The following is a 20,729-nucleotide window of genomic DNA, read 5'->3' on the forward strand; positions in this document are numbered from 1 at the left end:
GCTGGTGGCGTACCTGGCCCACGACGGGCCCGCGCTGCCCGAAGCCATGGACTGCCGGACTTCATCCGGCACACGACCCGAGGACACGCTCAGCCGGAGAACTCACAGCGGGGCGCCCCGCTCCCCCGGTCACGGCCTCGCGGCTCCCCCGGCCACGGCCTCGCGCCACAGTGCCGGAACCGCCGACGCGCCGGGCAACGCGGCATCGTGGACGAGGCCGCACCGGACGACGCCCGCGGCGCGGGTGAAGGAGAGGTACCCCAGCCGGCCGCCGCAGAGATCGGATATCAGCGACGCGGCGCTCAGCGTTCCGTCGAAGCAGGTGAACCCGGCGGGCAGGGTGACGCTGCTGACGATCAGCGGAGCCGCCCGCTCGCCCAGCACGGCACCGGCGGCACGGTGTCCCAGTGCCGCCGGAAGAAGCCTCAGCGCGAGCCTGGACGCGTCGCGGACCCGGTGGCCGCGCAGCGCCCGGGTCTGCCTGTGGACGGGGCGGAGAGCTTGCTCCAGGCCGGAGAGGTGACAGGGAAGCGTGAGACGGTGCACGGTGGTCAACGTGCCCGGGGCGTACCGCTGATGGTCCTGACGGAAGGACATCGGCAGCAGGACCGGCAGCTTTGGGGCCGGGTGCGGGTGCGGGGTTGTGCGCAGCGTGCCGTGCCAGCGTCCGAGCGCGCCCGCCAGACCCGCCAGGCAGACGTCGTTGACGGTGACGCCGTACCGCCTCGCCAGCTCCCGCACACGGGGTTCGGGCACGTCCGCGCAGACCCACCGGGTCCGCTGCGACGGCGCCCGGCGCAGGACGTCCCAGCCCTTGGCCGGGCGCAGCACGGCCAGGCAGGACCGTCCGGCGAGCAGTGCCCCCGCCACGGTGGGCGGGGCGGCACGGTGAGGCCGGGGGCCCTCGGCCGCCCGGTCGGCCAGGAGGGCGAGCAGGGTGTGCGCCGCACCCACCCCGTCCTGGAGGGCGTGGTGGACGCGGTAGACGATACGGAAGCCGGGCCGGCCGGGGACGTGCAGCAGCCGCACGTCCCAGGGAGGGTGCGGCGGCCGGGGCAGCGGCTGGTCCAGGAGTGTCCGGACGGCCTCCGTCATGGCGCCGTCGTCGCAGCAGGCGACGTGGCGCACGTGCGCGTCCTGACGCAGCGGCTCCTGCCGCGAGGTCCACCGGTACCGGCCGGGCGGGGGCGGCAGCGAGCTCAGCGTCGCGTGGGAGGCCGCCCGCCGCACCACCCGCGCGGCGAGGCGCTCGGCCGGCGGCGCCGGGCCGTCGAAGTCCAGCACGAATCCGCAGGCGGTGCCGTTCCTGAGGAAATAGCGGTCCACCGGTCCGGTGGTCTGTGCGCTGCGCGTGGTCAAGCGTGTCTTCCTCGGGGGCGATGTGGTGTGGCCGGGCCGGTCCCGTGGAGGCCGGGCGCGTGCGGCGGCGAGGCCGGTCGGGGCCGGGTCCCCTCGTGTTCCCGGGCGCGGGGGCCCGGTCCGTGCGGCGCCGGTGTCCCGGCGCCTCGGGGGCGGCTGCGCGGACCGCGTGGAGCTGCCGCCGTCACGGGCCCGGGTCCTCTCCCAGGGCGATCATCTCGGTGATCTCCGTGGCGCGCGCCCTCTCCTCGGCGGCGAACCGTTCCGCGTCCAGCGCCTCGGCGATCTCGTCGTCCCGGCGCATCAGCCGCTCCAGGTCGCCGCCCCGTACGTCCCCGTCGCACAGGTCGGCGAACGCCTCCCGGACCTCGGGGCTCCACAGCCCGATGTCCCTGACGCAGGGCGCGATCCGGGAGAACAGCGCCCGGCGGAAGGTCCTGAGATAGCCGCTCTCCTCCGCGATGCGGACGGCCGCGGTACGGGGTACCCCGAAGTTCTCCAGCACGTCGGTGCCGCGCAACCGGTGCCGCATCAGATGGCAGCCCTCGACGACGAACTCCTCCCGCTCGGCCAGCTCGTTCGCGCTCAGGCCGCGGTAGTGGTCGCGCAGGGCCATGCGGCCGAAGGCGACATGGCGGGCCTCGTCCTGCATGACGTAGGCGAGCAGGCTCCGTGGAAGGGGCTTGGCGGTGCTGTCCCTCAGCAGCCCGAACGCCGCCAGCGCCAGTCCTTCGACGAGGACCTGCATGCCGAGATAGGGCAGGTCCCAGCGGGAGTCGCGCAAGGTGTCGTCCAGCAGGGTGCGCAGACTGCCGTCGACCGGGTAGGTCAGGCCGATCTTCTCTCCCAGGAAGCGGGAGAAGATCTCGACATGGCGGGCCTCGTCCATGGTCTGGGTCGCCGCGAAGAACTTGGCGTCGAGGCCGGGCGTGCTCTCCACGATGCGGGCCGAGCAGATCATGGCTCCCTGCTCACCGTGGAGGAACTGGCTGAACTGCCAGGCGGCGAAGTGCCGCCGCAGCTCGTCGCGCCGCTCGCTGCCCAGGCGTTCCCAGTACGGGGTGCCGTACAGGGGGAGCGCCTCGTCGGGGGTTCCCAGGGGGTCGGCGGGGTCCACCTCGGTGTCCCAGTCGATCCGGCGTACGGCGTCCCACTGCCGGTCCTTGCCGCGCTGGTAGAGCGCGAGCAGGCGTTCGCGTCCGTCGCCGTACCGCCAGGAGAAGGTGCTCGCCGCGCCGGCGGGCACCGTCCAGTGGCCGGCCGCGGACGGGGGCGGGATGGGAGATGTCACGGGCGCCGTCCTCCTTCCGGTGTTACAGGGGCTGGTCGACGTGGTCGGGGGTGTAGTGGACGGACCGGGCGTAGGCGTCCAGCAGTCCTTGCAGGGGCTGTCCGGGGAGGCCGGGCTTCCACAGTTCCACCGCCATCTCGCCGTGGTAGAGCATCGGCCAGCGGACGTACAGCCGGGGGTCCGCGGGGTCGTTGACGGCGCGCGAGCGGGCGACGGTGTCGGCGGCCACGTCGGCCATCAGGTCGGTGCCGCAGCCGAAGCCGTAGGGGTACAGCTCGCGGTTGGGCGGCACCGACTCGATCACCGAGGCGTCGGCGCGGCCGACTCCCACATGGGCGTGCACGCCGCCGCGGACGAGGGGCGCCGTGCGCTCGCCGTCGGGGTCCACGACCCACTGCCCGGCCGCCGACCGTCCGAGCCGGACCGTGGGCACGGAGGAGAGCAGGGCGCACACCTCCCACGCCTCCACCGACGGGCCCTTGGGGGCGAGGCCCTCCGGGGCGAGGACCCGCAGGCGGTCGCCGCGGCTTCGGGGGTGGAGCACGGTCACCTCGTCCTCGCGCAGGTCCCGCTTGTCGACGTCCCGGCTTCCGGAGGCGGTGACCACGACGGCGTCGAGGCCGGGGTCGTAGAGGAACAGCATGCCCTCGCTGAGCCGCTTCCAGCCGAGGTACTCGCGGTACAGGGAGGCGAGGCCGTCCGAGACGTAGCGGTCGATGCGGACCGGTTCGGGGAGCAGGCCGAGCCGGCCCATCCGCCGCCCGGCCGCCGCCAGGTGCGCCGGTGCCTCGGAGGCGGCCCAGGCGGTGGCGGGCAGGGCGTCGGGGACCACGTCGTAGCGGTCGCCGACGTCCTGGGCGCAGGCGGCGGTGACCAGCCGGTCCCGGATCCGGTCGGCGAGCCGCCCGGTCTCGGTGGGATGGCCGCCTTCCAGGGTGAACAGGGTGGCCTCCCGTCCGCCGTCGCCGACCAGGACCACGCGGGGGGCCGCGGTCCGCGCCATGACGGTCCGCCCGGTCTCGACCGCCTCGGTGTGCCGCAGACCGGCGAGGCGCTCGGGGACCTGGGCGACCACCACCGTGCGGCGGGAGCCCACCCGCAGTCCCAGCTCGCCGCAGATCCGGGCGCTCAGCGGAGGGCTCTCCTCGGGGACCCGGTCGGGCAGGGGCCGGGGGCCGGCCGGGATGTGGGTGACGATCAGGAGCAGGTCGACGTCGCCGTGCGAGGACTCCACGACGGTGTGGCCCTGTTCCTCGAAGGCCGCGGTGAGCCGGCGGACGAAGACGCCCAGCGCGGTGTCGTCCGGGTGGGGCCGCCCGGCGACCTGCACCACCAGCGGCCGCCACCACGGCAGTTCGTCGAGTTCGACCGCCGGGCGGTCCGGGACGCCGGTCATCGGCTGCCTCCCGCCATCAGCGGCAGGACGCGGCGGGCCAGATCGTCCAGGCAGCTCGCCGCCATCAGTTCCAGGGCGGGGATGTTGCAGCCCAGTGCGCGGTCCACGGCGACGGAGAGTTCGACGACCATGAGCGAGTCGAGTCCCAGCTGGTCCAGTTTGCAGGTGCGGTCGACCCGCTCGGGGGTGGTCTGCGCGACCTCGGCCACCAGGGCCGCCAGTTCGCCGGCGACCGCCTTCGCCGCCTCGTCGTCGGAGAGCGCGGCGAGCCGGGAGCGCAGCGCCTGGGCCCGGCTCACTCCCGCGCGGCCGGCGGCCTGCCGGCATGCGGCGAAGGCCGGCCGGTTCAGCCCGGCGAGCAGCTGTCCCATCGTCTCCCAGTCCACCCGGCCGAACACCCCGACGTCGGGCCCGTGCCCGGTCTGCCGCTCGAAGGCGCCCCAGATCTCCGCCGGCGTGACGGAGCCGAACCCCATGCGGTGCAGCGTCTGCTCGAAGCCGGTCCGGACGACGAAGCCGGTCTCGGCGACGCCGCCCAGGACCTGCGCGGTGCCCGGCAGGCCGCGGGCGCGGCGCTGCCGGACCAGGGCCTCCAGGTAGGCGTTGGCGGCGACGTAGGCGCTCTGGAGCTTGTTGCCGCCGAGGGCGGCCACCGAGGAGCACACGTGGAAGAAGTCCAGCTCGCGGCCGGCGGTGAGGTCGGACAGTACGGCGGCGCCGCGCACCTTGGGGTGCAGGACGGCGTCGAAGCGTTCGGCCGTCAGCTGGGCGAGCGGGGCGTCGTCGAGGACCATCGCCGCGTGCAGGACGCCCCGCACCGGGTGCCCCGCCTCGTCCGCGTCGGTGATCGCCCGCCGCATCGCCTCGCGGTCGGCCGCGTCGGCGGCGAGGGCCGTCACCCGTGCCCCGGCCGCCGCGAGCCGCTTCAGCAGCGCCGGTGCCTCCGGGGAGTCCGCGCCGCGCCGCCCGGCCAGGATCAGGTGCCGGGCTCCCCGGCCCACCAGATGCTCCGCCAGCGCCGCCCCGAGGCCGCTCAGGCCCCCGGTGACCAGATAGCTGGCGGTGGGGTCCGGGGCCGCCGCCGGCACCGGTTGTTCCACCGGGACCGGCTCGCCCAGCTCGATGACGATCTTCCCCAGGTGCCGGGAGTGGCGCAGGGAGCGGAACGCCTCGGGGAGGGCGTCGGCGGAGTGGACCTGGTGGGGCAGCGGCCGGTAGCGGCCCTCGGTGACACGGCGGCACAGTTCGGTGAACTCCTCGGCCGCGACCTGCGGCAGCTGCTCGGGGAGGGTCGCCACGTCGACGCCGAAGTAGGCGATGTTGCGCCGGAAGGGACCGAGGAGCACGGGCGTGTTGGCGTAGAGGTCGCGCTTGCCGAGCTCGACGAACCGGCCGCCGGGGCTCAGGCATTCCAGGCCGCGCGTGATGGCCTCGCCCGCCAGCGAGTTCAGCACCACGTCGACGCCGCGGCCGTCGGTCAGCGCGCGGACGTCCTCGGCGAAGCTCAGGTCCCGTGAGTTCAGGACGTGCCGGACACCGAGCATCCGCAGCAGGTCGCGCTTGGCCGGCGTGCCCGCGGTCGCGATGACCTCGGCGCCCACGGACCAGGCGTACTGGAGGGCGGCCAGGCCCACTCCCCCGGCCGCTCCGTGGACCAGCACCCGCTCGCCGGGGCGCAGGCGGGCCAGGCGTTCCAGCCCGTACTGGACGGTGAGGAAGACCGCGGGCAGGGTGGCCGCCTCGGCGAAGGTCATCCCTTCCGGGATCCGGCCCACCTGTTCGGCCCTCAGGACGATGTGGGAGGCGAACCAGCCGGCCCCGCTGCCGAAGACGCGGTCCCCGGGGGCGAGGCCGGTCACTCCCGCTCCCACGGCGACCACCTCGCCGGCGCCTTCCAGTCCCAGGGCGGGGCCCTGGAGTCCGGGGACCGGCTGGTCGTCCGGGATGAGCCCGGTGGCGAGCATCACGTCGCGGTAGTTCAGGGCGGCGGCCCGGACGGCGACCAGCACCTCGCCGGCCGCGGGGGCGGGGACGTCCCGCGGTTCCCACACCAGCCGGTGGGACATGCCGGGGTCGCGCAGGCTCAGCCGGTATCCGTCGGCCTGCCGGCGTACGGGCGGCGCGGCCGTGGTGAACCGGGGGACGAAACGGCCCGCGCCGGTCAGGACGATCTCTCGTTCGGGCCCGGGGCCGCGCAGTTCGGCGAGGAGCCGCGCCGCGTCCCGGCCGGGGTCGTCCGAGCGTTCCAGCGAGACCATCCGCACCTGGAGGGAGGGGTACTCGCTGGCGACGGTGCGGCCCAGGGCCCACAGGGCGGCGGCCTCGGGGGCCTGGGGGCGTTCCGGGGCCGGGAAGAGACCGGTCGGGGGCAGGACCAGCCACAGGGCGGCTTCCCGGCGCTCCCCGAGGGCGGCCGCCGCGTCCCGGACGTGGCAGGCGGCGCGGGTGATGGCGGCGGCCGGATCGGACGCCGGACCGGTCTCCTCCAGCAGCAGGACCAGGTGGACGGGGGTGTCCGGTTCGCGGGGCACCGTCGTGGCCCGGTCCGGGCCGTCGAGCGGCAGGGGCCGGGTGCCGAGCGCCTCGGCGAGCCGGTCGGGCAGGGCGCCGGGGGTGGCCGCCGCCACCAGCCACCGGCCGGCCGGCTCCGGTGCCGGGGCGGGTGGCGGACAGGCGGGGGCGGGGGTGGCCGCGCGCCGGGCGAGGATCACCGAGTCGCTCGCGCGCCGCGCGTCCGGTGCCTCGCCGGTGCAGGCCACGGCGTCGAATCCGTGTGCGGTGAGCAGGTCCTTCCACTGCTCGCGGCTCAGGAGGGGGGAGTCCTGCCGCAGGGCGGTGTCCGTGTAGTCCCAGTAGTCGTCCAGCACGCCGAAGAAGGTGGACACCCAGTCGCTGTCGTGGCTCTCCAGGGCGAGCAGCATGCCCTCGTCGGCGAGCAGGGTGGCGAGCCGGCCGACGGCGGCGGCCAGGTCCTTGGCGGTGTGCAGCGCGTTGGCGGCGACGACCAGGTCGAAACGGCCGGCGGGCAGGTCCTGTCCGGCGGGGTCGCGGTCGAGGTCGAAGGTGGCGTACTCGACGAAGTCGTACGCGGCGAAGCGGGACTTCGCCTTCGCCAGGAATCCGGCCGAGCGGTCGGTGAACAGGTAGCGGGTGCGTTCGGGGGGCAGTACGGGCAGCAGCGCGCCGGTCATGCCGCCGGTGCCGGCGCCGACTTCCAGGACGCGCAGCGGCCGGCCGGCGGGCCAGTGCCCGGCCATGGCCTCCAGCAGCTTCCCGGCGTAGGCGTTGTGCAGGCGCAGGTGGGGCGCGTTGCCGTAGAGCTGGGTGAGGAAGTGCTGGTCGGCCTCGCCGAAGAGGACCTCGCGGGGGTCGTCCTCGCCCCGCAGCAGCCGGGCGAGCCGCAGTCCGCAGCGCAGGCCGGGCAGGGTCAGGGTCAGCGCGTCGGGCAGGTCGGCGAGGAGGGAGCGGATCCGTTCCAGCGGGTCGGTGGCGGTCGTCTGTCCGGTGAGCCGCCAGTGGTCGGGGGCGGTCTGCTCGGCGAGGCCGGACGCGCACATGGTCCCGGCCAGCCGGCGCAGGTAGGGCCGGTACTTCGGCAGCGCGCCGGCCGCGCACAGGTCGTCGAGTCCGAACTCGGTCCTGTCCGGCAGGAGCGTCTCGACGGCGCGCCGGGCGAACATCGCCGCGATCTCCCCGGTGCGGGCGGTCACCTGCTCGTAGCGGTCGTCGATGCGTGCGCGCAGGCGGGCCCGGGCGGGGGCCGTCTGCGCCATCAGGCCGGCGGGGTCGGGCAGCCGCACCGGTGCGGTGTCGTCGTCCCGCGGGGCTGCCCGGAGCACGAGTTCCTGCACCGTGGCGGCGGTGTCGCCGTGCTGGTCGAAGCGGCGCAGCCGGCAGCCCTCCAGTTCCATGCAGACCCGGCCGTCCGGGTCCGTCAGGGACACGTCCCAGACGGCTTCCCGGCCGGTGGCGTGGACCAGCCGCAGGTGCAGGTGGCCCTCGGGCGCCGGCGGGTGCCACCGGCGTACGGCCGTCAGCTGGGCGGGCAGGAAGAGGGCCTGGCCGGTCAGCGCGGCCAGGAGCGGGGCTCCGGCCTGGAGGGCGCCGTCGGTCACCACCGGGTGGGCGAGGTAGCCGTCCATGCTCTGCTCGGTGCGGTAGGAGGCGAGCAGTTCCCCCTCCCCGAGCCGGAACTCGGTGAGGACCTGGAAGGCGGGGCCGTGGGTGATGCCACCGGCGACCAGGCCCTGGTAGTGCGCGGCGGCGGGCACGGGGTCGGGATGGAGGCGGGCGCGCAGCGCGGCCAGGTCGAGGGGGGCCGGCTCCGGCCGCAGCAGGCGGCGTACGCGCCCCTGCGCGTGGTGCTGCCAGGGGCCGTCCGCTCCGGTGCGGCCGGCGATGGTCACCGTGCCGGTCCGCGGCTCCAGGGTGGTCTGGAGCAGCAGGTCGTCGGTGCTGTCCTCGCCGGGCAGGACGCAGGCGCTGGTGACGGCGAGGTCGGTGACCTCCAGTGCGGTCGTGTCCAGGACCCGGTGGCCGGCGGCGAGGGCGGCTTCCAGGTATCCGGTGGCCGGGAGCACGGTGGTCCGGCCGACGCGGTGTTCGGACAGCCAGGGGCTGCGGACCGTGCTCAGTACGCCGTGCCAGGCGGGCCCGGCCGTGACGGCGCGCTGGCCGAGCAGCGGGTGCCGGGACACGCCGTCGCTGACGATGCCGGACCACCAGCTCGGCTCGGCGTCCCAGTGCCGTTCCCGCTGCCACGGATAGGGGGGCAGTTCCACCGGCGGGACCGGCCGGGGGAAGTGCGCGCCGGTGTCGACCGCGGCACCGGCGGCCAGCAGGTGGGCGACGGCCGTCCGGAGGGCCGCCGGGCCGTCGGCCCGCCGGGAGCCGGTCTTCACCACCGCGGCGGGCGAGGAGCCGTCCTGGGTCAGCCGGCGCAGGTAGGGGCCGAGGACGGAGTGCGGGCCGATCTCGACGAAGACGTCGAAGCCCTCGGCGGCCAGCGCCTCGACGGCCGGGGCGAAGCGCACCGGCTCGCGGACGTTGCGCCACCAGTACGCGGCGTCCAGCGGGACGGTGTCCAGGACGCCGCCGGTCACCGTGGAGGCGAACGGCAGCGCGGGTTTCGTGGACGACAGGCCCGCCAGAGAGGTGAGCAGGGTCTGCCGGATCGGGTCCATGGCGGCGCTGTGGAAGGCGTAGTCGAGATCCAGTTCCCGCGCGAACACCCCGCGTTCCTGGAGGCGTTCGCTCAGGAGTGCCAGGTCGGCGGCCCGTCCGGCGACCGTGGTGTCGGTCCTGCTGTTGACGCCGGCCAGTTCCAGCCGGCCGTCGTGGCGCGCGAGTTCGGCCGTCAGTTCCTCCTCGGACAGTCCGACGGCCGCCATGCGTCCCGTGCCGGCCGTGGCCTCCTGGGCCCTGCTCCGCGCGGCGACCACCCGGGCGGCGGACGCCAGGTCGAGCGCTCCGGCGACGCAGGCCGCGGCGATCTCCCCGACGCTGTGCCCGACGACGGCCCGGGGCCGCACGCCGTGCGTGCGGAGTACCTCGGCCACGCCGAGCTGATAGGCGAACAGCAACGGCTGCGCCACCTCGGTGGACCGCAGCCGCCGCGCGTCGCCCGCCGCCATCGCGTCGACGACCGACCAGCCGAGCAGCTCGTCGAGGACGCCCGCGACACGCTCCACGGCCCGCCGGAAGACCGGCTCGGTCCGCAGCAGTTCGGCCCCCATGCCGGGCCACTGGGAGCCGTTCCCGGAGAAGGCGAACGCCACCCGGCCGTGCGCCACCGCCCGGGCCGTGGCCGAACCCGGCGCCGGGCGTTCCCCGCGGGCGGCCGCCAGCAGGGCGGACGCCGCCTCCTGCGCGGTCTCGGCCAGCACCACGGTGCGGTGGTCGTGCCGGGCCCGGCGGCGCGTCGTGGTGTGGGCGATGCCGTAGAAGTCGCTCGCGTCGGATGCGTGGAGTCTCCCGGCCAGCCGGTCGCACGCCTCGGCGAGGGCGCCCTGGCCGCGGGCGGTGACCATGACGGGCAGCGGGCCCTCGGCCGCCGCCCGGGGGCCGGGAGCGGACGGGGCGGGGCCCAGCAGCACATGCGCGTTGGCGCCGCCGAAGCCGAAGGAGTTGACGCCGACCACCGCGTCGGGGGGCACCTCGATACGGTGCGGCCGGAGGGTGGGGATGAGGTTGAGGCCGGTGAAGCCGATGCGCGGGTTCAGCGGCTCGGCGTGCAGGGTGGGCGGCACCAGGCCATGCCGCAGCACCAGGATGGCCTTCAGCAGGCCGGGCACCCCGGAGGCCGGTTCCAGGTGCCCCAGGTTGGTCTTCACCGAGCCGATGGGCAGGGGGCCGACGGTGCGCCGGGAGCCGAGGGCGCGGCCGATGGCCTCGCACTCGACGGGGTCGCCGATCGGGGTGCCGGTCCCGTGGGCCTCCACGTAGACGAGGCGGTCGGGGTGCACCGACGCCGCCGCGTAGGTGGCCGTCAGGAGGCTCTGCTGGGCCTTCCCGCTCGGCAGGGCGATGCCCGGGGTGCGGCCGTCGTTGTTGGCGCCGCTGCCGAGGACGACCGCGTGGATCCGGTCGCCGTCGGCCAGGGCGTCGGGCAGCCGCTTGAGCAGCAGCAGGCCGCCGCCCTCGGAGCGGACGTAGCCGTCCGCGTCCGCAGAGAAGGCCCGGCACCGGCCCGTGGGCGACAGCATCGACGCGTTGGAGAACCCGGCGAACACGCGGGGGTCCAGCAGGATGTTGACACCGCCCGCCAGGGCCAGCCGGGCACGGCCGGCGCACAGGTGCTCGTACGCGCGGTGGACCGCGGTCAGCGCCGAGGAGCAGGCGGTGTCGAGGGCGAAGCTCTCCCCGTGCCAGTCCAGCAGGTGCGAGATGCGGTTGGCGGTGTTGGCCAGGGCGATGCCCGACATCGAGTGGACATCGCCCATGGCGGGCCTGGACTGCGCCAGGCGGCCGAAGTCGTGGCCGGAGCAGCCGACGAAGACCGCGCCGTCGGTCCCCGCGCAGCGCGCCGGGTCCACGCCCGCGTCGTCCAGCGCCTCGACCGCCAGCTCCAGCAGCAGCCTCTGCTGCGGGTCCATGTGCTGCGCCTCCCGGGGGGAGATGCCGCGGAAGTACTCGCAGTCGAAACCCTGGACGTCCGGCAGGAAGCCGCCGGCCACGGTGTAGGTCCGTCCGGGCCGGCGCCGGCCGCCGTCCAGGAAGTCCGCCGGGTCGAACCGGTCCGGCGGGACCTCCCCGACCAGGTCCTCTCCCTTGACCAGAGCGGTCCACAGGCCGTCCAGGTCGCTGATGCCGCCCGGCAGTCGGCAGGCGGTGCCGATGACGGCGACGGCTTGATCCAGCTCGGCCATGGAGCTCCTCATGTTGGACTGTCGGAAGGTGGGAAGGTCGGAAGGTGGGAAGAAGGCCACTGGGAGTCTCCAGCGCCCGGTCGGCGCGGCGGGAGCGCGTTCACTCGAACGGTCCCCATCACCACCCCTTCAGGTGGCGTCCCGGCTGGGTCCGCCCCGCCGCCGGAACGTATGCGTTAAGAGCCCCGGACAGAAGGGGCGTCCGGTCAGCTCGCGGCGTCCGGTGCGTGCGAGCGCAAGGCGCCATAGCGCCCACGTGGCAGAGCCACGTGGGCGCTATGGCAATGCGGCGAGCGTGCGTGCCGGGCCTCGCGAGCCGGACGCCCCTTCTGTCCGGGGCTCCAAGGCCGCGGTGCGGGTCGCGGTCACCCGCTCTCCACGTCGGCGGGACGGTGTGGCGCGGGTCGCCGGCGCACCGCGGGCGATCACCGGTTCGCCTTCCCGGCCGGCTGCGTCGCCGCCGGGACGAGGACGCCCCGCACGACGGTGGCACCGAGGACGACGATCGCGGCCATCGTGGCGCCGAGGACCACCAGGAGGCTGACCTGGGACGGCATCAGGGCGCCCGTGCCGACGGCGACCACCGGCGCGGCGGCGGTGAACAGCCGGCCGGTGTGCTCGCCACCGAACACGATGGCGGCGGTGTTCCGGCGGGTGCGCCGCCGCTCCTCCGCCATGCGGGAGACGAGGAAGACCTCGTGGTCCGCACAGAGGCCGAACGCCAGAGCGGCGGCGAGCAGCGGCATGGTGATCTCCGGCACGCCCTCGCCGCCTCCGGCCGGCGGCTCCAGGATCTGCAGCCGCTGGAAGAGCAGCACCATCGGTCCGAGCGCCGCGCCGATGGCCGACGCCCCCAGGACGGCGGCCTTCAGCGCGGCCGGCAGGCTCCTGGTGAACAGGAGCAGCATGACGAACACACCGCTGAGCATCAGGGCCGGCCACCGGAGAAGCGCGTCCGTCACGGCCTGCCGGGTGCCGGCGAGGTGGACGGCGGTCCCCGCGACCTGCGCGGGCCCCGGCGCCGGAGTGCCGCGCACCGCGGCGGCCAGGGCGGCGGTGCTCCGCGACTGGACGGGGCCCGCCGCGAACACCACGACCAGCGTTCCGCGCCGTCCGGTCGCCTCGGTGTGCCGTGCCCCGGCGAGCCGTCCGCCGGTGTGATCACCTGCCTCGGTGCTCATCCGGGCAGCGCCGCCAGGCGCCGCGCGCAGGCGTCCAGCTCGGCTGCCCGGGCCGCCGGGTCCGTCCGTGGCAGTACCACCGTCAGTCGCCGCTCGGGCGGGTGGGGGGAAGTCCGCGCGGACGGCTTGCGCGGCGGTCCGCGCCTCGGCGTGGGACGGCAGGACGGTCTCGTCCATCAGGGCGGGCCTGAGCCCGGTGACGGGCGCGGCCAGCCCCAGCAGCAGGGCGGAACCGGCCGCCGCCCACAGCACCGGCCGTCCGGTCACCGTGAGCGCGGCCCGGCGCCAGGCAGGGCTCACCGAGGGGCCGGTGACGGACCGGCGCCACGGCGGCCGGCGGGACGCGCCGAGGCCGCCGAGCCGGCTGCCCGACACGGCCACCAGGGCGGGAAGCAGGAACAGGGTGCCCACCGCGCAGAACGCGACGACGACGAGCGAGGCGATCGCCGGCGACCGGATCGGTCCGAGCGGGAACACCAGCAGCGCCGCCATGGGCCAGGCCATGGTCAGGGCGCAGAAGACCACGGCCCGGCCGGTGGTGGGCATCGCCCGTCCCACGGCCTCCTGCGGGTCCAGGCCGCGGGCACGCTCCTCGCGGTAGCGCGAGAGGGTGAACAAGGCGCAGGCGACGGCGAGGCCGGGGCCGAGGGCGCAGCCGAGTCGACGGCGAAGACCGGGACCGGCGTCAGCCGGGTCGCCACCGCCGGCAGGGCCAGGGCGCCCGGCGCGGCGGTGGCACCGATCACCAGAGGGAGGAGGGTGGCGCCCAGGGAGCCGAAGGCCGGCACCAGGACCAGGAACGTCACGGGCAGGTCGAACAGTTCCGAGTGCGGCAGGTCCCGCTTCGCCTGGTCGGTGGCGGTCACGTCGACCCAGGCGGGGCCGCTCGCCGACAGTCTCGGCTCCGAGGCCGCGGCCCGCAGGGCCGGCATCAGGGCGTGGGCGGTGCGGGCGGCCTCGGTCTCGTCCCCTTCGAAGTCGATGCGCAGCAGGGCGCCGCGCCCGTGGGCCGCGCGGAGCGGGTCCAGCCCGGTGTTCCCGTACGACAGTGCCGACGCGCCCCCGGGAAGCGGGCGGCGCGTTCGGTCAGCCGCCGTCCCTGTTCCGCCGCCTCGGGGTGTCGGCCGGGCGGCCGGAGCGTGCGTACAGGACCAGGCCGGGTGCGCCGGCGGCGAACTCCCGGGCGGCGGTCTCGGCGCGCCGGGCGGCCGTGCCGTCCGCGCTGTAGCCGCCGTTGGACCACCGGTCGCCACCGCTCAGGCCGGCGGACGCGCCGCGTGCGAGCAGGCAGGCCGCCGTGCCGAGCACGAGACGGCCGTGCCGGTAGGACCACCGCGCCACGGCGCCCGGCCACTTCGCCCCCCGCTCGGTGACGTCCTCGTCCGAGGGGGGGCGTCGCCGGGCGGGGAAGGCGTGGCCGCGCGGAGCCGAGGCAGGCCCTCACCCGCGCTCCGAGACGCGCGGTGAGGCGGGATGCCGACGGGGTCCCGCCGTGCGTGGACGTGGTGGCCGCGGTCCCCTTGTCGGGTATCCGGCCGTCCTGTCCCTTCGGATGGCCGGGTCCTGGCCGGCGTGTCGTCCAGCTGGGGCGGCCTCCTGCCCACCGTCCGGCGCGGCGCGGCGGATACGGCAGGGCGCGGTGTCCGGGTCAGCCGGGCTCCGGGGGCGTCGGCCCGGCCGAAGGGGCGGCGCGCCTCGGTGCCGGAGGCGGTGGCGGCGGGACGGCCCCGTGGGACCCGGCCGGCGTGTCACCCGAGGGGGCGGCCCCGGGCGTTCCGTCCTCCAGTGCCCGCAGGAGGTGCCGGAGCCTGGTGTCGCGGCTCAGGAGGCGGTCGCAGAGGGGATTGACCATGCCGCGCAGAATCCCGACCGGCTGCCAGCGGCGGGGGACCGTGATGCTCGCGGTGCGCCGCTCGATGCCCTGGACCACACGTCCGGCGACGGCTTCCGCGGGGATCGCGGCGGCGAAGGGACGGGGAAAGCCGGCTTCGCGCATCCTGGTCGCCAGGTCGTCCCCTCCGAAGGCCGGCCGGGCCATCTCGGTCTCCACCCACCCCGGGTGGAGGACACCGGCGGTGGCACCGTGAGGGCTCAGCTCCACGCGCAGGGCGCGGGTGATCTGCTCGACCGCGGCTTTGGAGGCGGCGTAGGCGGCGTTCACGGCGCCGTTGACGTAGGCGTAGACGGAGGCGTTGACCAAGACATGACCGCGGTGGGCGATGACCTGGGGCAGCGCCGCGCGCACGGTGCGCCAGACGCCCAGGAGGTTCACCTCGACGACGTGCTCGAACACCGCGGGGTCGACGGTGGCGACGGTCGCGGGACGTGCCGGGCCGGCGCCCGCGTTGGCGAAGACGACGTCGAGCCGTCCGAAGCGGTCCACGGTACGGGCCACCGCGTCGTCCAGCGCCGCCCGGTCCGTCACGTCCACGCTCAAGGGCAGCGTTCTCTCCTCGCCCAGTTCGCGGGCCAGTGCGGCGACCGAGGAGGCGGTGCGGCCGGCCAGCACCAGGTTCGCGCCCCGGGCGTGCAGTGCTCGCGCACAGGCTGCTCCGATGCCGCCGGCGGCGCCGGTGATGAGCACGGTCTTGCCGGGGAGCGGGTAATGGGGCACTGACATCGTCCTCGCTGGTGGGCCGGAGTTGCTGGTTCTGCCTGCGTGCGCGCGGGGCGGCAGGGGCGGGGTCGTGGTGCTCGGCGCGGGGCACCGGCAGGACGGTTCCGACCGTCCCGGCCCGGAGCACCGTCCTTCCTGGCCCGGCCGGTTGTGGCGCCCTGGCAGGCGCAGACGGGCGGGGCCGGTCCGAGGGCCGCGTCCGCCGGCGCCGGCCCGGACGCCGCGACCGGCCGGGCGGTACAAGGGTCCCGGTCCGCGCGGATCGCCCGGCCCCGAAGACACGAACGAGCGACAAACGGGCGACACGTGTTGACACATGCGTCCCGGGCGGTCCCGGCGGGGGCGGGAAGGACCGGGGCCGGCAGGGTCCTGGTCTCCGGCACCTTGCGGGGCAGCCGGGGAACGCGGCCCGGCGCCCGCACCGAGGTGGTACGCCCGCTCGGGCGAGCGAATCCGCCGCCCCTGCCGTGCGGAGGCCGTACGGGCACCCGTCTGCACCGCGGAGCCCGCTCTCGCGCCGCCGGGAGGTGGGACCGGGCCCGTGCCGGCGAACGACTGCGCTCAGGCCCGGCATTTCCTCTTGCGTCCCGGTGCCCCGGTGGCGCGTGGCTCGGACGCCGGGAGAGGCGCGGAGTACGCCTCGTCGAGCGGGGCACCCCGATGGCAGTACCGCCGTACCACGTCACCGCCGAGGACGAGGTCCGCCGGGGTGTACCGCTCGGTGCCGGCCGGTCGCACGGCAAGGCTTTCGGGGGCCGCGAACAGCCCAGGACGAGGAACGGGGGCTTCTTGCTGGTCCCCGTGCCGAAGGAGTTCCGGATGGGGCTCATCGGAGCGCAGGGCTCGACCGGTGGGCCAGATTGGCGGCTGGAAGACCGGTACGGGGGAGAGCCCTGTGCGGCGGGCCGCCGCCATGCACTGCCGACGGTCATCCGCCCCGGGGGCTGTCGCAGCCACAGGCCGGGAACCGCGCAGTCGCCCTCTGCGAGACCACGGCGGGCATCGGCCCGGTGGGGCGGGGCGTGTCCCCCGTGATGGGCGCGGCCCGGGCACGATTTCGCGCTGTACACCGGGATCGCCTGGAACCATCTGCCGCAGGAACGCGGCTTCGGGTCGGAAACGACCTGCTGGCGCCGCCTGGCCGAGTGGTCCGAGGCAGGCGTACGGCCCCAGCTGCACGGGGTCCTCCTCACCGGACTCCGCAGCGCGAATGCCCTCGTTTTTCTCCCGTGCAGCCGTCGACGGCTCCCGCATCCGGGCGTTGAAGGGAGGCGCCGAGACTGGACGGAGCCCGGTGGAGCGTGGGAGGACAGGCAGCAGACACCACCTGATCACCGACGCCACCGGCATCCCGCTCGCCGCCACCCCGGCTTGGAGGCAACCGCGACGATGCCACCCGGCTGATCCCGCTCCTCCGAGCTGTGCCGCCCGCGCGCGGCAAGCGCGGCCGGCCCCGACGCCGCCCCGACGCGGTGCTACCGACCGCGGCTACGGCCACGACGAATACGCCGACCGGTCCGGGTTCCCGGAGTGAAGCCGCTGATCGCCCGCCGCGGCACCGGGTAGGGCTCCGGACCGGGCACCCGATGCCGGGGCGTGGAGCGTGCGTTCGCCCCTCTGCCTTGGTTCCGCCGCTTGCGAATCCGGTGGGAGATACGCGACGGCATCCACGAAGCGTTCCTCGCTCTCGGATGCGCCCTCATCTGCCGGCGACGCCTGATGCGATCGCGCAGGAGTGCCGGCCGAGACGAGGTGCCGGACTTTCCGGACGCCGCAGTTGCCGAGAGGCACGCAGCCGTGATGGCGCCGGGATTTCCTGACGTGTCGTGCCGGTCGGGCGGATCAGTGGGTGAAGGCGACGGATTCAGCGAGGTCCTTCTGGGCTTCGAGCGTGGTGAGACGTTCGGTGAGTGCCGCGTGGATTGCGCTGTAGGTGTCGGAGCCGAGGGCCAGGCGCAGGGGCGGGCTCGGGTGGCGGGTGGTGTCGTAGATGGCTGCGGCCAGCTTGGCCGGGTCACCGGTGAAGGCGTTCTCGTCTGCGGTTTGCAGGTAGCGCCGGGTCCGGCCGACGGCATTGTCGCAGTAGACGGTCGTTTCGGTGGTGTATTGCAGGGCTGAAGCGAAGCCGGTGCGGGTGGCGCCGGGCTCGACCAGAGTGAGGTGGATGTTGAAGTCGGAGACCTCGCGGCTGACGCTCTCGGTAAAGCCCTCCAGCCCCCACTTGCCCGCGTGATAGGAGCTGTGAGTGGGGATGCCGACCTGGCCGCCCACACTGGAGATCTGGATGATCCGGCCTCCGCCCTGCTCACGCATCGGCTTCAGGAAAGCCCGGGTGATCAGCATGGGAGCGAGCAGGAGAACCTCGATCTGGTCGCGGATCTGCTCGACGGTCATTTCCTCGGCGGCGCCCACGACTGCGTATCCGGCATTGTTGACCACAATGTCCACCGGCCCGGACCGGAGAGTCCTGCCGACCACCTTGTCCACGTCGGCCGGCCGCGTGAGGTCGAGGATCTCGACAGTCAGCCGGTCGCCGTGCGTCTCCCGCAGGTCTTCCAGAGCTGCGGGACGGCGGACCGTCGCCGTGACGCGGTCGCCGTTCCTGAGGGCGTGCTCGGTGAGATGGCGGCCCAGTCCGCCGGAGGCCCCGGTGACGAACCAGTGACGTAAGACCTTGTCGGAGGGGGCGGGCATGGGAGTCTCCTGGAGTAGCGTGATACCGGAATGCGTTCCGCTCAAGAGTTAAGCGGAATAAGTTCCGGAAAACAACCGGAGACCGACACCGGAGGAACCCGCATGCCCGCCACGCCCCGCCGCACCAGGAGTGACGCGCTGCAGAACCGGGAGCGCCTGCTGGAGGTCGCCGCGCAGGCCTTCGCCGAGCAGGGGCTGGACGCCGCGCCTGCAGCCATCGCCAAGCAGGCGGGCGTCGGTGTCGGCACGCTCTACCGGCACTTCCCGACCCGGGAAGTCCTCATCGACGCCGCCTACCGGCGCCAACTCACCCAGGTGTGCGAGAAGGTGAACGACCTCCTCACCCAGCACCCGGCCGCCGAGGCCACCCGGATATGGATGGAACACTTCATCCACTACGCCACGGCGAAGAGCGGAATGTCCGAAGCCCTCAACGCGGTCATCGCCTCCGGCATCGATCCGTACTCCGACAGCCGTGCACTCCTCACCGACGCCGTCGCCGCCCTCCTCGCGGCCGGCGCCCGGGACGGAAGCCTGCGAACCGACGTCACCCCCGACAATGTCCTCCTCCTCATGGGTGGCATCGCCTATTCCGTGCAGCACGGCACCGAAGAGCAGGCCCGCCCGCTCGTCGACCTCTTCATGGACGCGCTGACCAAGGACTCGACCGCGAGTTGAGCCCAAGCTCCCGGGCCGGCACGCCAACGCGAGCGCGTCCACGATCGATTCGCCGAGTGGCCCTGTCGGCTCTCGCCAGGTTCTGGATGCCGCGCACCGAGTTCCGAGCGCACTCCGCCCGGGGTTCTTGATGCGGTGGGGAGGAAGTCGAGCACCCGTTGGCGGGCCTGCGTTGCGGCCGGTTCGCCGTAGGGCAGGAGGCTGCTGCCGGCGAACAGGTGCCTGCCGCCGGGACAGAGGAACAACTCGGCATCGGCAGCCGCCCCGGCGACCGCGCGGGCGGCGTCCACGTCACCCTCCCCGGCGAAGAACGGATCTGTGTCCATACCGTGGACCTGGACCGGGACGTCCTGGGACCAGGCCTCACCGAAATCCGAGACCGGGACCGCATGCCTCGAGCAACAGCGCTTCCTTTGCGCCGGGGCGAGTCGGTGCCGGCTTCTGCGCGGCATGACGCCGAGTGAGAATCCGACGTGGACGAGCTCCGCAGGCAGCCCCTCGGCGGCGGCGATTCCGCACTCAGTGGTCATGCCGAACCCGGCGTTCCCGGCGTAGCCGACGCCTTCCTCGAGGCTGTCGAACACCTGCCCCTCGTACAGGTCTGGGGCATGGACGGTGTGTCCGGCCCGTCGCAGGTACTCGGCGAACTCGCGAACGCCGGTGGTCAGCCCATGTCCATGGCGGAAAACCGGCACCTCGGCCATGTCGCTTCCCTCGTACTTCAGAAGCTCCAGCTGTAGAGCCCTCCACCTCTGCTCACCGCAGACGCCGCGAGCCTGGCAACTCCCTGCAGGACCGCCGGCAGATCATCGTCGGTCATATCGTCCCCGTCGGCATGCCTGAGCCTGGTGGCCCAGCGATCTGCGAGCGCCTCCAGCTCGGCTGGGCCGGCGCCGGCCAGCGCCCGGGTCAGCCGCTGCGGCAGAGCAAACACCTCGATGCCATCGTTCAAGGGGGCCGTGACCTGGTCCGGCCACGGCCACCGAAGGAGCCGATCAAGCGGCGGAACCTCGGCCGAGGGCTCCTCGAAGTACATGTCCCACTCGGCGATGGCACTGTCCGGCTCGATGAAACGGCAGGTCACCGTCTCGAATGTCTGATCAGGTCCCCGCAGGCGCGTCGCGGCGGCAGTCTCGTCGTCGGGAGCGAGGAAGAACACGGTGTCGTGGGCCATCTCGACATGATGGCCCTGCGCGGACTCCTGTGCCGGCACGGCGACGCTCTTCGCGGTGATCGAACCGAATCGGGCACCGGCATGTCTGTTCACCAGGTTCCGTCCGTTCCGCCGGCGGCGCTCAGCCGCACCCGACGACGCCGGAGGTCGGCCTCGGCGGCCTTCACCGTGATCAGCTCGCCTTCCTCGACAAGGTGATCCGGGCTCTCGGCCGCCTCATCGGTCAGCTCCGAGAGGTGAAGGAACCCCACAACGTCTGGAGCAAGCTGCACGAACACGCCAAAAGGAAGGATCTCGGTGACTGGCCCGGTGAGGACCCGGCCGACCTGATCCGCAAACCGAATGAGCGGATCTTCCTGCAGAGCCTTCAACGAGAGCGTGACCTGCCCGGAGCGCGTCTCGGCGATGATCACCTCAGCGGTGAGACCGTCCCGGTGACCACCTGCCCACGTTCGAAAGCGAGGAGAAAGGACCGCAAGGCCGGAATCTCGCACGCCCTGGCGGAGAGGTGAAGCCGGCCTTCGTGCCAACGCCCGATCTCTTCGGCCTCGATCTCCTGGCCGACCTCGACCAGCTCGGACGGATGTTCCGTCCGACGCATCGATGCCTCATGTCGAGGGATGCGGGCGATCCCGGCTTTCTCGCCTTCGGCATCCACGAGCTGCACCAGGACGTCCGCTCCGTCGAACCCGGTGACCTTCACCGTTCTCACGGCCCCCGGCCGAAGCCGGTCGGCCAAGGACTGCATGCGCGGGTCGGGGGCAGGGGCCGGCTCGGACATGGAGGTGAGCCCAGTCGGCACCGGCCGAACCGGTTCCCGCTCTCGTGACCAGGTCCCGACCAGCGCGTCACGGCTCGACCTCAACGGAGCGTCACCTGATCGAGACCCGCGATGCAGCGCCTCCACCCGCACACCACGGGCCCCGGTCACAGGTGCGGCCCGCAGTTTCAGCGAACCGCTGGAACCCGGGG

General features: G+C 74.3%; 13 protein-coding genes and 1 pseudogene. 2 read left to right on the forward strand and 12 right to left on the reverse strand.

What is annotated here, in order from left to right:
• Positions 1-129 precede the first annotated feature (129 nt).
• The 7 genes from ABZ340_RS26615 to ABZ340_RS26645 all read right to left on the reverse strand — a co-directional run bounded on the left by ABZ340_RS26615 (position 130) and on the right by ABZ340_RS26645 (position 15,214).
• The gene (locus ABZ340_RS26615) at positions 130-1,359 is read right to left on the reverse strand and encodes a wax ester/triacylglycerol synthase domain-containing protein (RefSeq protein ID WP_358784355.1); all 1,230 of its coding nucleotides are present in this window, start codon (positions 1,357-1,359) and stop codon (positions 130-132) included.
• Positions 1,360-1,543: 184 nt separating this feature from the next.
• Positions 1,544-2,650 carry a diiron oxygenase gene (locus ABZ340_RS26620; RefSeq protein ID WP_358784356.1) on the reverse strand — a complete coding sequence of 369 codons (1,107 nt, stop codon included), beginning with the start codon at positions 2,648-2,650 and terminating at the stop codon, positions 1,544-1,546.
• Positions 2,651-2,672: 22 nt separating this feature from the next.
• The gene (locus ABZ340_RS26625) at positions 2,673-4,046 is read right to left on the reverse strand and encodes a hypothetical protein (protein ID WP_358784357.1); all 1,374 of its coding nucleotides are present in this window, start codon (positions 4,044-4,046) and stop codon (positions 2,673-2,675) included.
• On the reverse strand, positions 4,043-11,413 hold the full coding sequence (locus ABZ340_RS26630) for an SDR family NAD(P)-dependent oxidoreductase (protein WP_358784358.1): 7,371 nt from the start codon (positions 11,411-11,413) through the stop codon (positions 4,043-4,045). Before ABZ340_RS26630 ends, ABZ340_RS26625 begins: the two co-directional genes overlap by 4 nt.
• A 425-nt stretch (positions 11,414-11,838) precedes the next feature.
• The gene (locus tag ABZ340_RS26635) at positions 11,839-13,470 is read right to left on the reverse strand and encodes an MMPL family transporter (RefSeq protein ID WP_358784398.1); all 1,632 of its coding nucleotides are present in this window, start codon (positions 13,468-13,470) and stop codon (positions 11,839-11,841) included.
• Positions 13,471-13,680: 210 nt separating this feature from the next.
• Positions 13,681-13,935 (reverse strand): hypothetical protein, encoded by a 255-nt coding sequence (locus ABZ340_RS26640; RefSeq protein WP_358784359.1) that lies wholly within the window; start codon positions 13,933-13,935, stop codon positions 13,681-13,683.
• Positions 13,936-14,242: 307 nt separating this feature from the next.
• Positions 14,243-15,214 (reverse strand): short-chain dehydrogenase/reductase, encoded by a 972-nt coding sequence (locus ABZ340_RS26645; RefSeq protein ID WP_358784360.1) that lies wholly within the window; start codon positions 15,212-15,214, stop codon positions 14,243-14,245.
• A gap of 1,059 nt (positions 15,215-16,273) precedes the next feature.
• Here ABZ340_RS26645 and ABZ340_RS26650 point away from each other — a divergent pair.
• Positions 16,274-16,930 (forward strand): annotated as a pseudogene (locus tag ABZ340_RS26650) (IS5 family transposase); the annotation flags it as partial.
• Positions 16,931-17,053: 123 nt separating this feature from the next.
• Here ABZ340_RS26650 and ABZ340_RS26655 read toward each other — a convergent pair.
• Entirely contained in the window at positions 17,054-17,905 is an 852-nt protein-coding gene (locus ABZ340_RS26655) for an SDR family oxidoreductase (RefSeq protein ID WP_358784361.1), read from the reverse strand.
• 102 nt (positions 17,906-18,007) lie between these two features.
• On the opposite strand from ABZ340_RS26655, the gene ABZ340_RS26660 reads away from it, so the two are divergent.
• Complete coding sequence (locus tag ABZ340_RS26660; RefSeq protein ID WP_358784362.1) at positions 18,008-18,583, forward strand: TetR/AcrR family transcriptional regulator; 576 nt, start codon at positions 18,008-18,010, stop codon at positions 18,581-18,583.
• Here the strand turns inward: ABZ340_RS26660 and ABZ340_RS26665 are convergent.
• Genes ABZ340_RS26665 through ABZ340_RS26680 form a run of 4 tightly spaced genes read right to left on the reverse strand, consistent with a single transcriptional unit; the run spans position 18,493 to position 20,538 of the window.
• Positions 18,493-19,287, reverse strand: coding sequence for a dienelactone hydrolase family protein (locus tag ABZ340_RS26665; RefSeq protein WP_358784363.1), 795 nt, complete (start codon positions 19,285-19,287; stop codon positions 18,493-18,495). The two genes, ABZ340_RS26660 and ABZ340_RS26665, sit on opposite strands and share 91 nt — an antisense overlap.
• A gap of 17 nt (positions 19,288-19,304) precedes the next feature.
• A complete protein-coding gene (locus ABZ340_RS26670; RefSeq protein WP_358784364.1) occupies positions 19,305-19,850 on the reverse strand; it encodes a hypothetical protein in 546 nt (181 codons plus the stop codon).
• Complete coding sequence (locus ABZ340_RS26675; protein WP_358784365.1) at positions 19,847-20,170, reverse strand: S1 RNA-binding domain-containing protein; 324 nt, start codon at positions 20,168-20,170, stop codon at positions 19,847-19,849. Before ABZ340_RS26675 ends, ABZ340_RS26670 begins: the two co-directional genes overlap by 4 nt.
• The gene (locus tag ABZ340_RS26680) at positions 20,167-20,538 is read right to left on the reverse strand and encodes a hypothetical protein (protein WP_358784366.1); all 372 of its coding nucleotides are present in this window, start codon (positions 20,536-20,538) and stop codon (positions 20,167-20,169) included. Before ABZ340_RS26680 ends, ABZ340_RS26675 begins: the two co-directional genes overlap by 4 nt.
• Positions 20,539-20,729 lie beyond the last annotated feature (191 nt).

The sequence above is a fragment of the Streptomyces sp. NPDC006134 genome, from assembly GCF_040628835.1.
Taxonomy (GTDB): domain Bacteria; phylum Actinomycetota; class Actinomycetes; order Streptomycetales; family Streptomycetaceae; genus Streptomyces.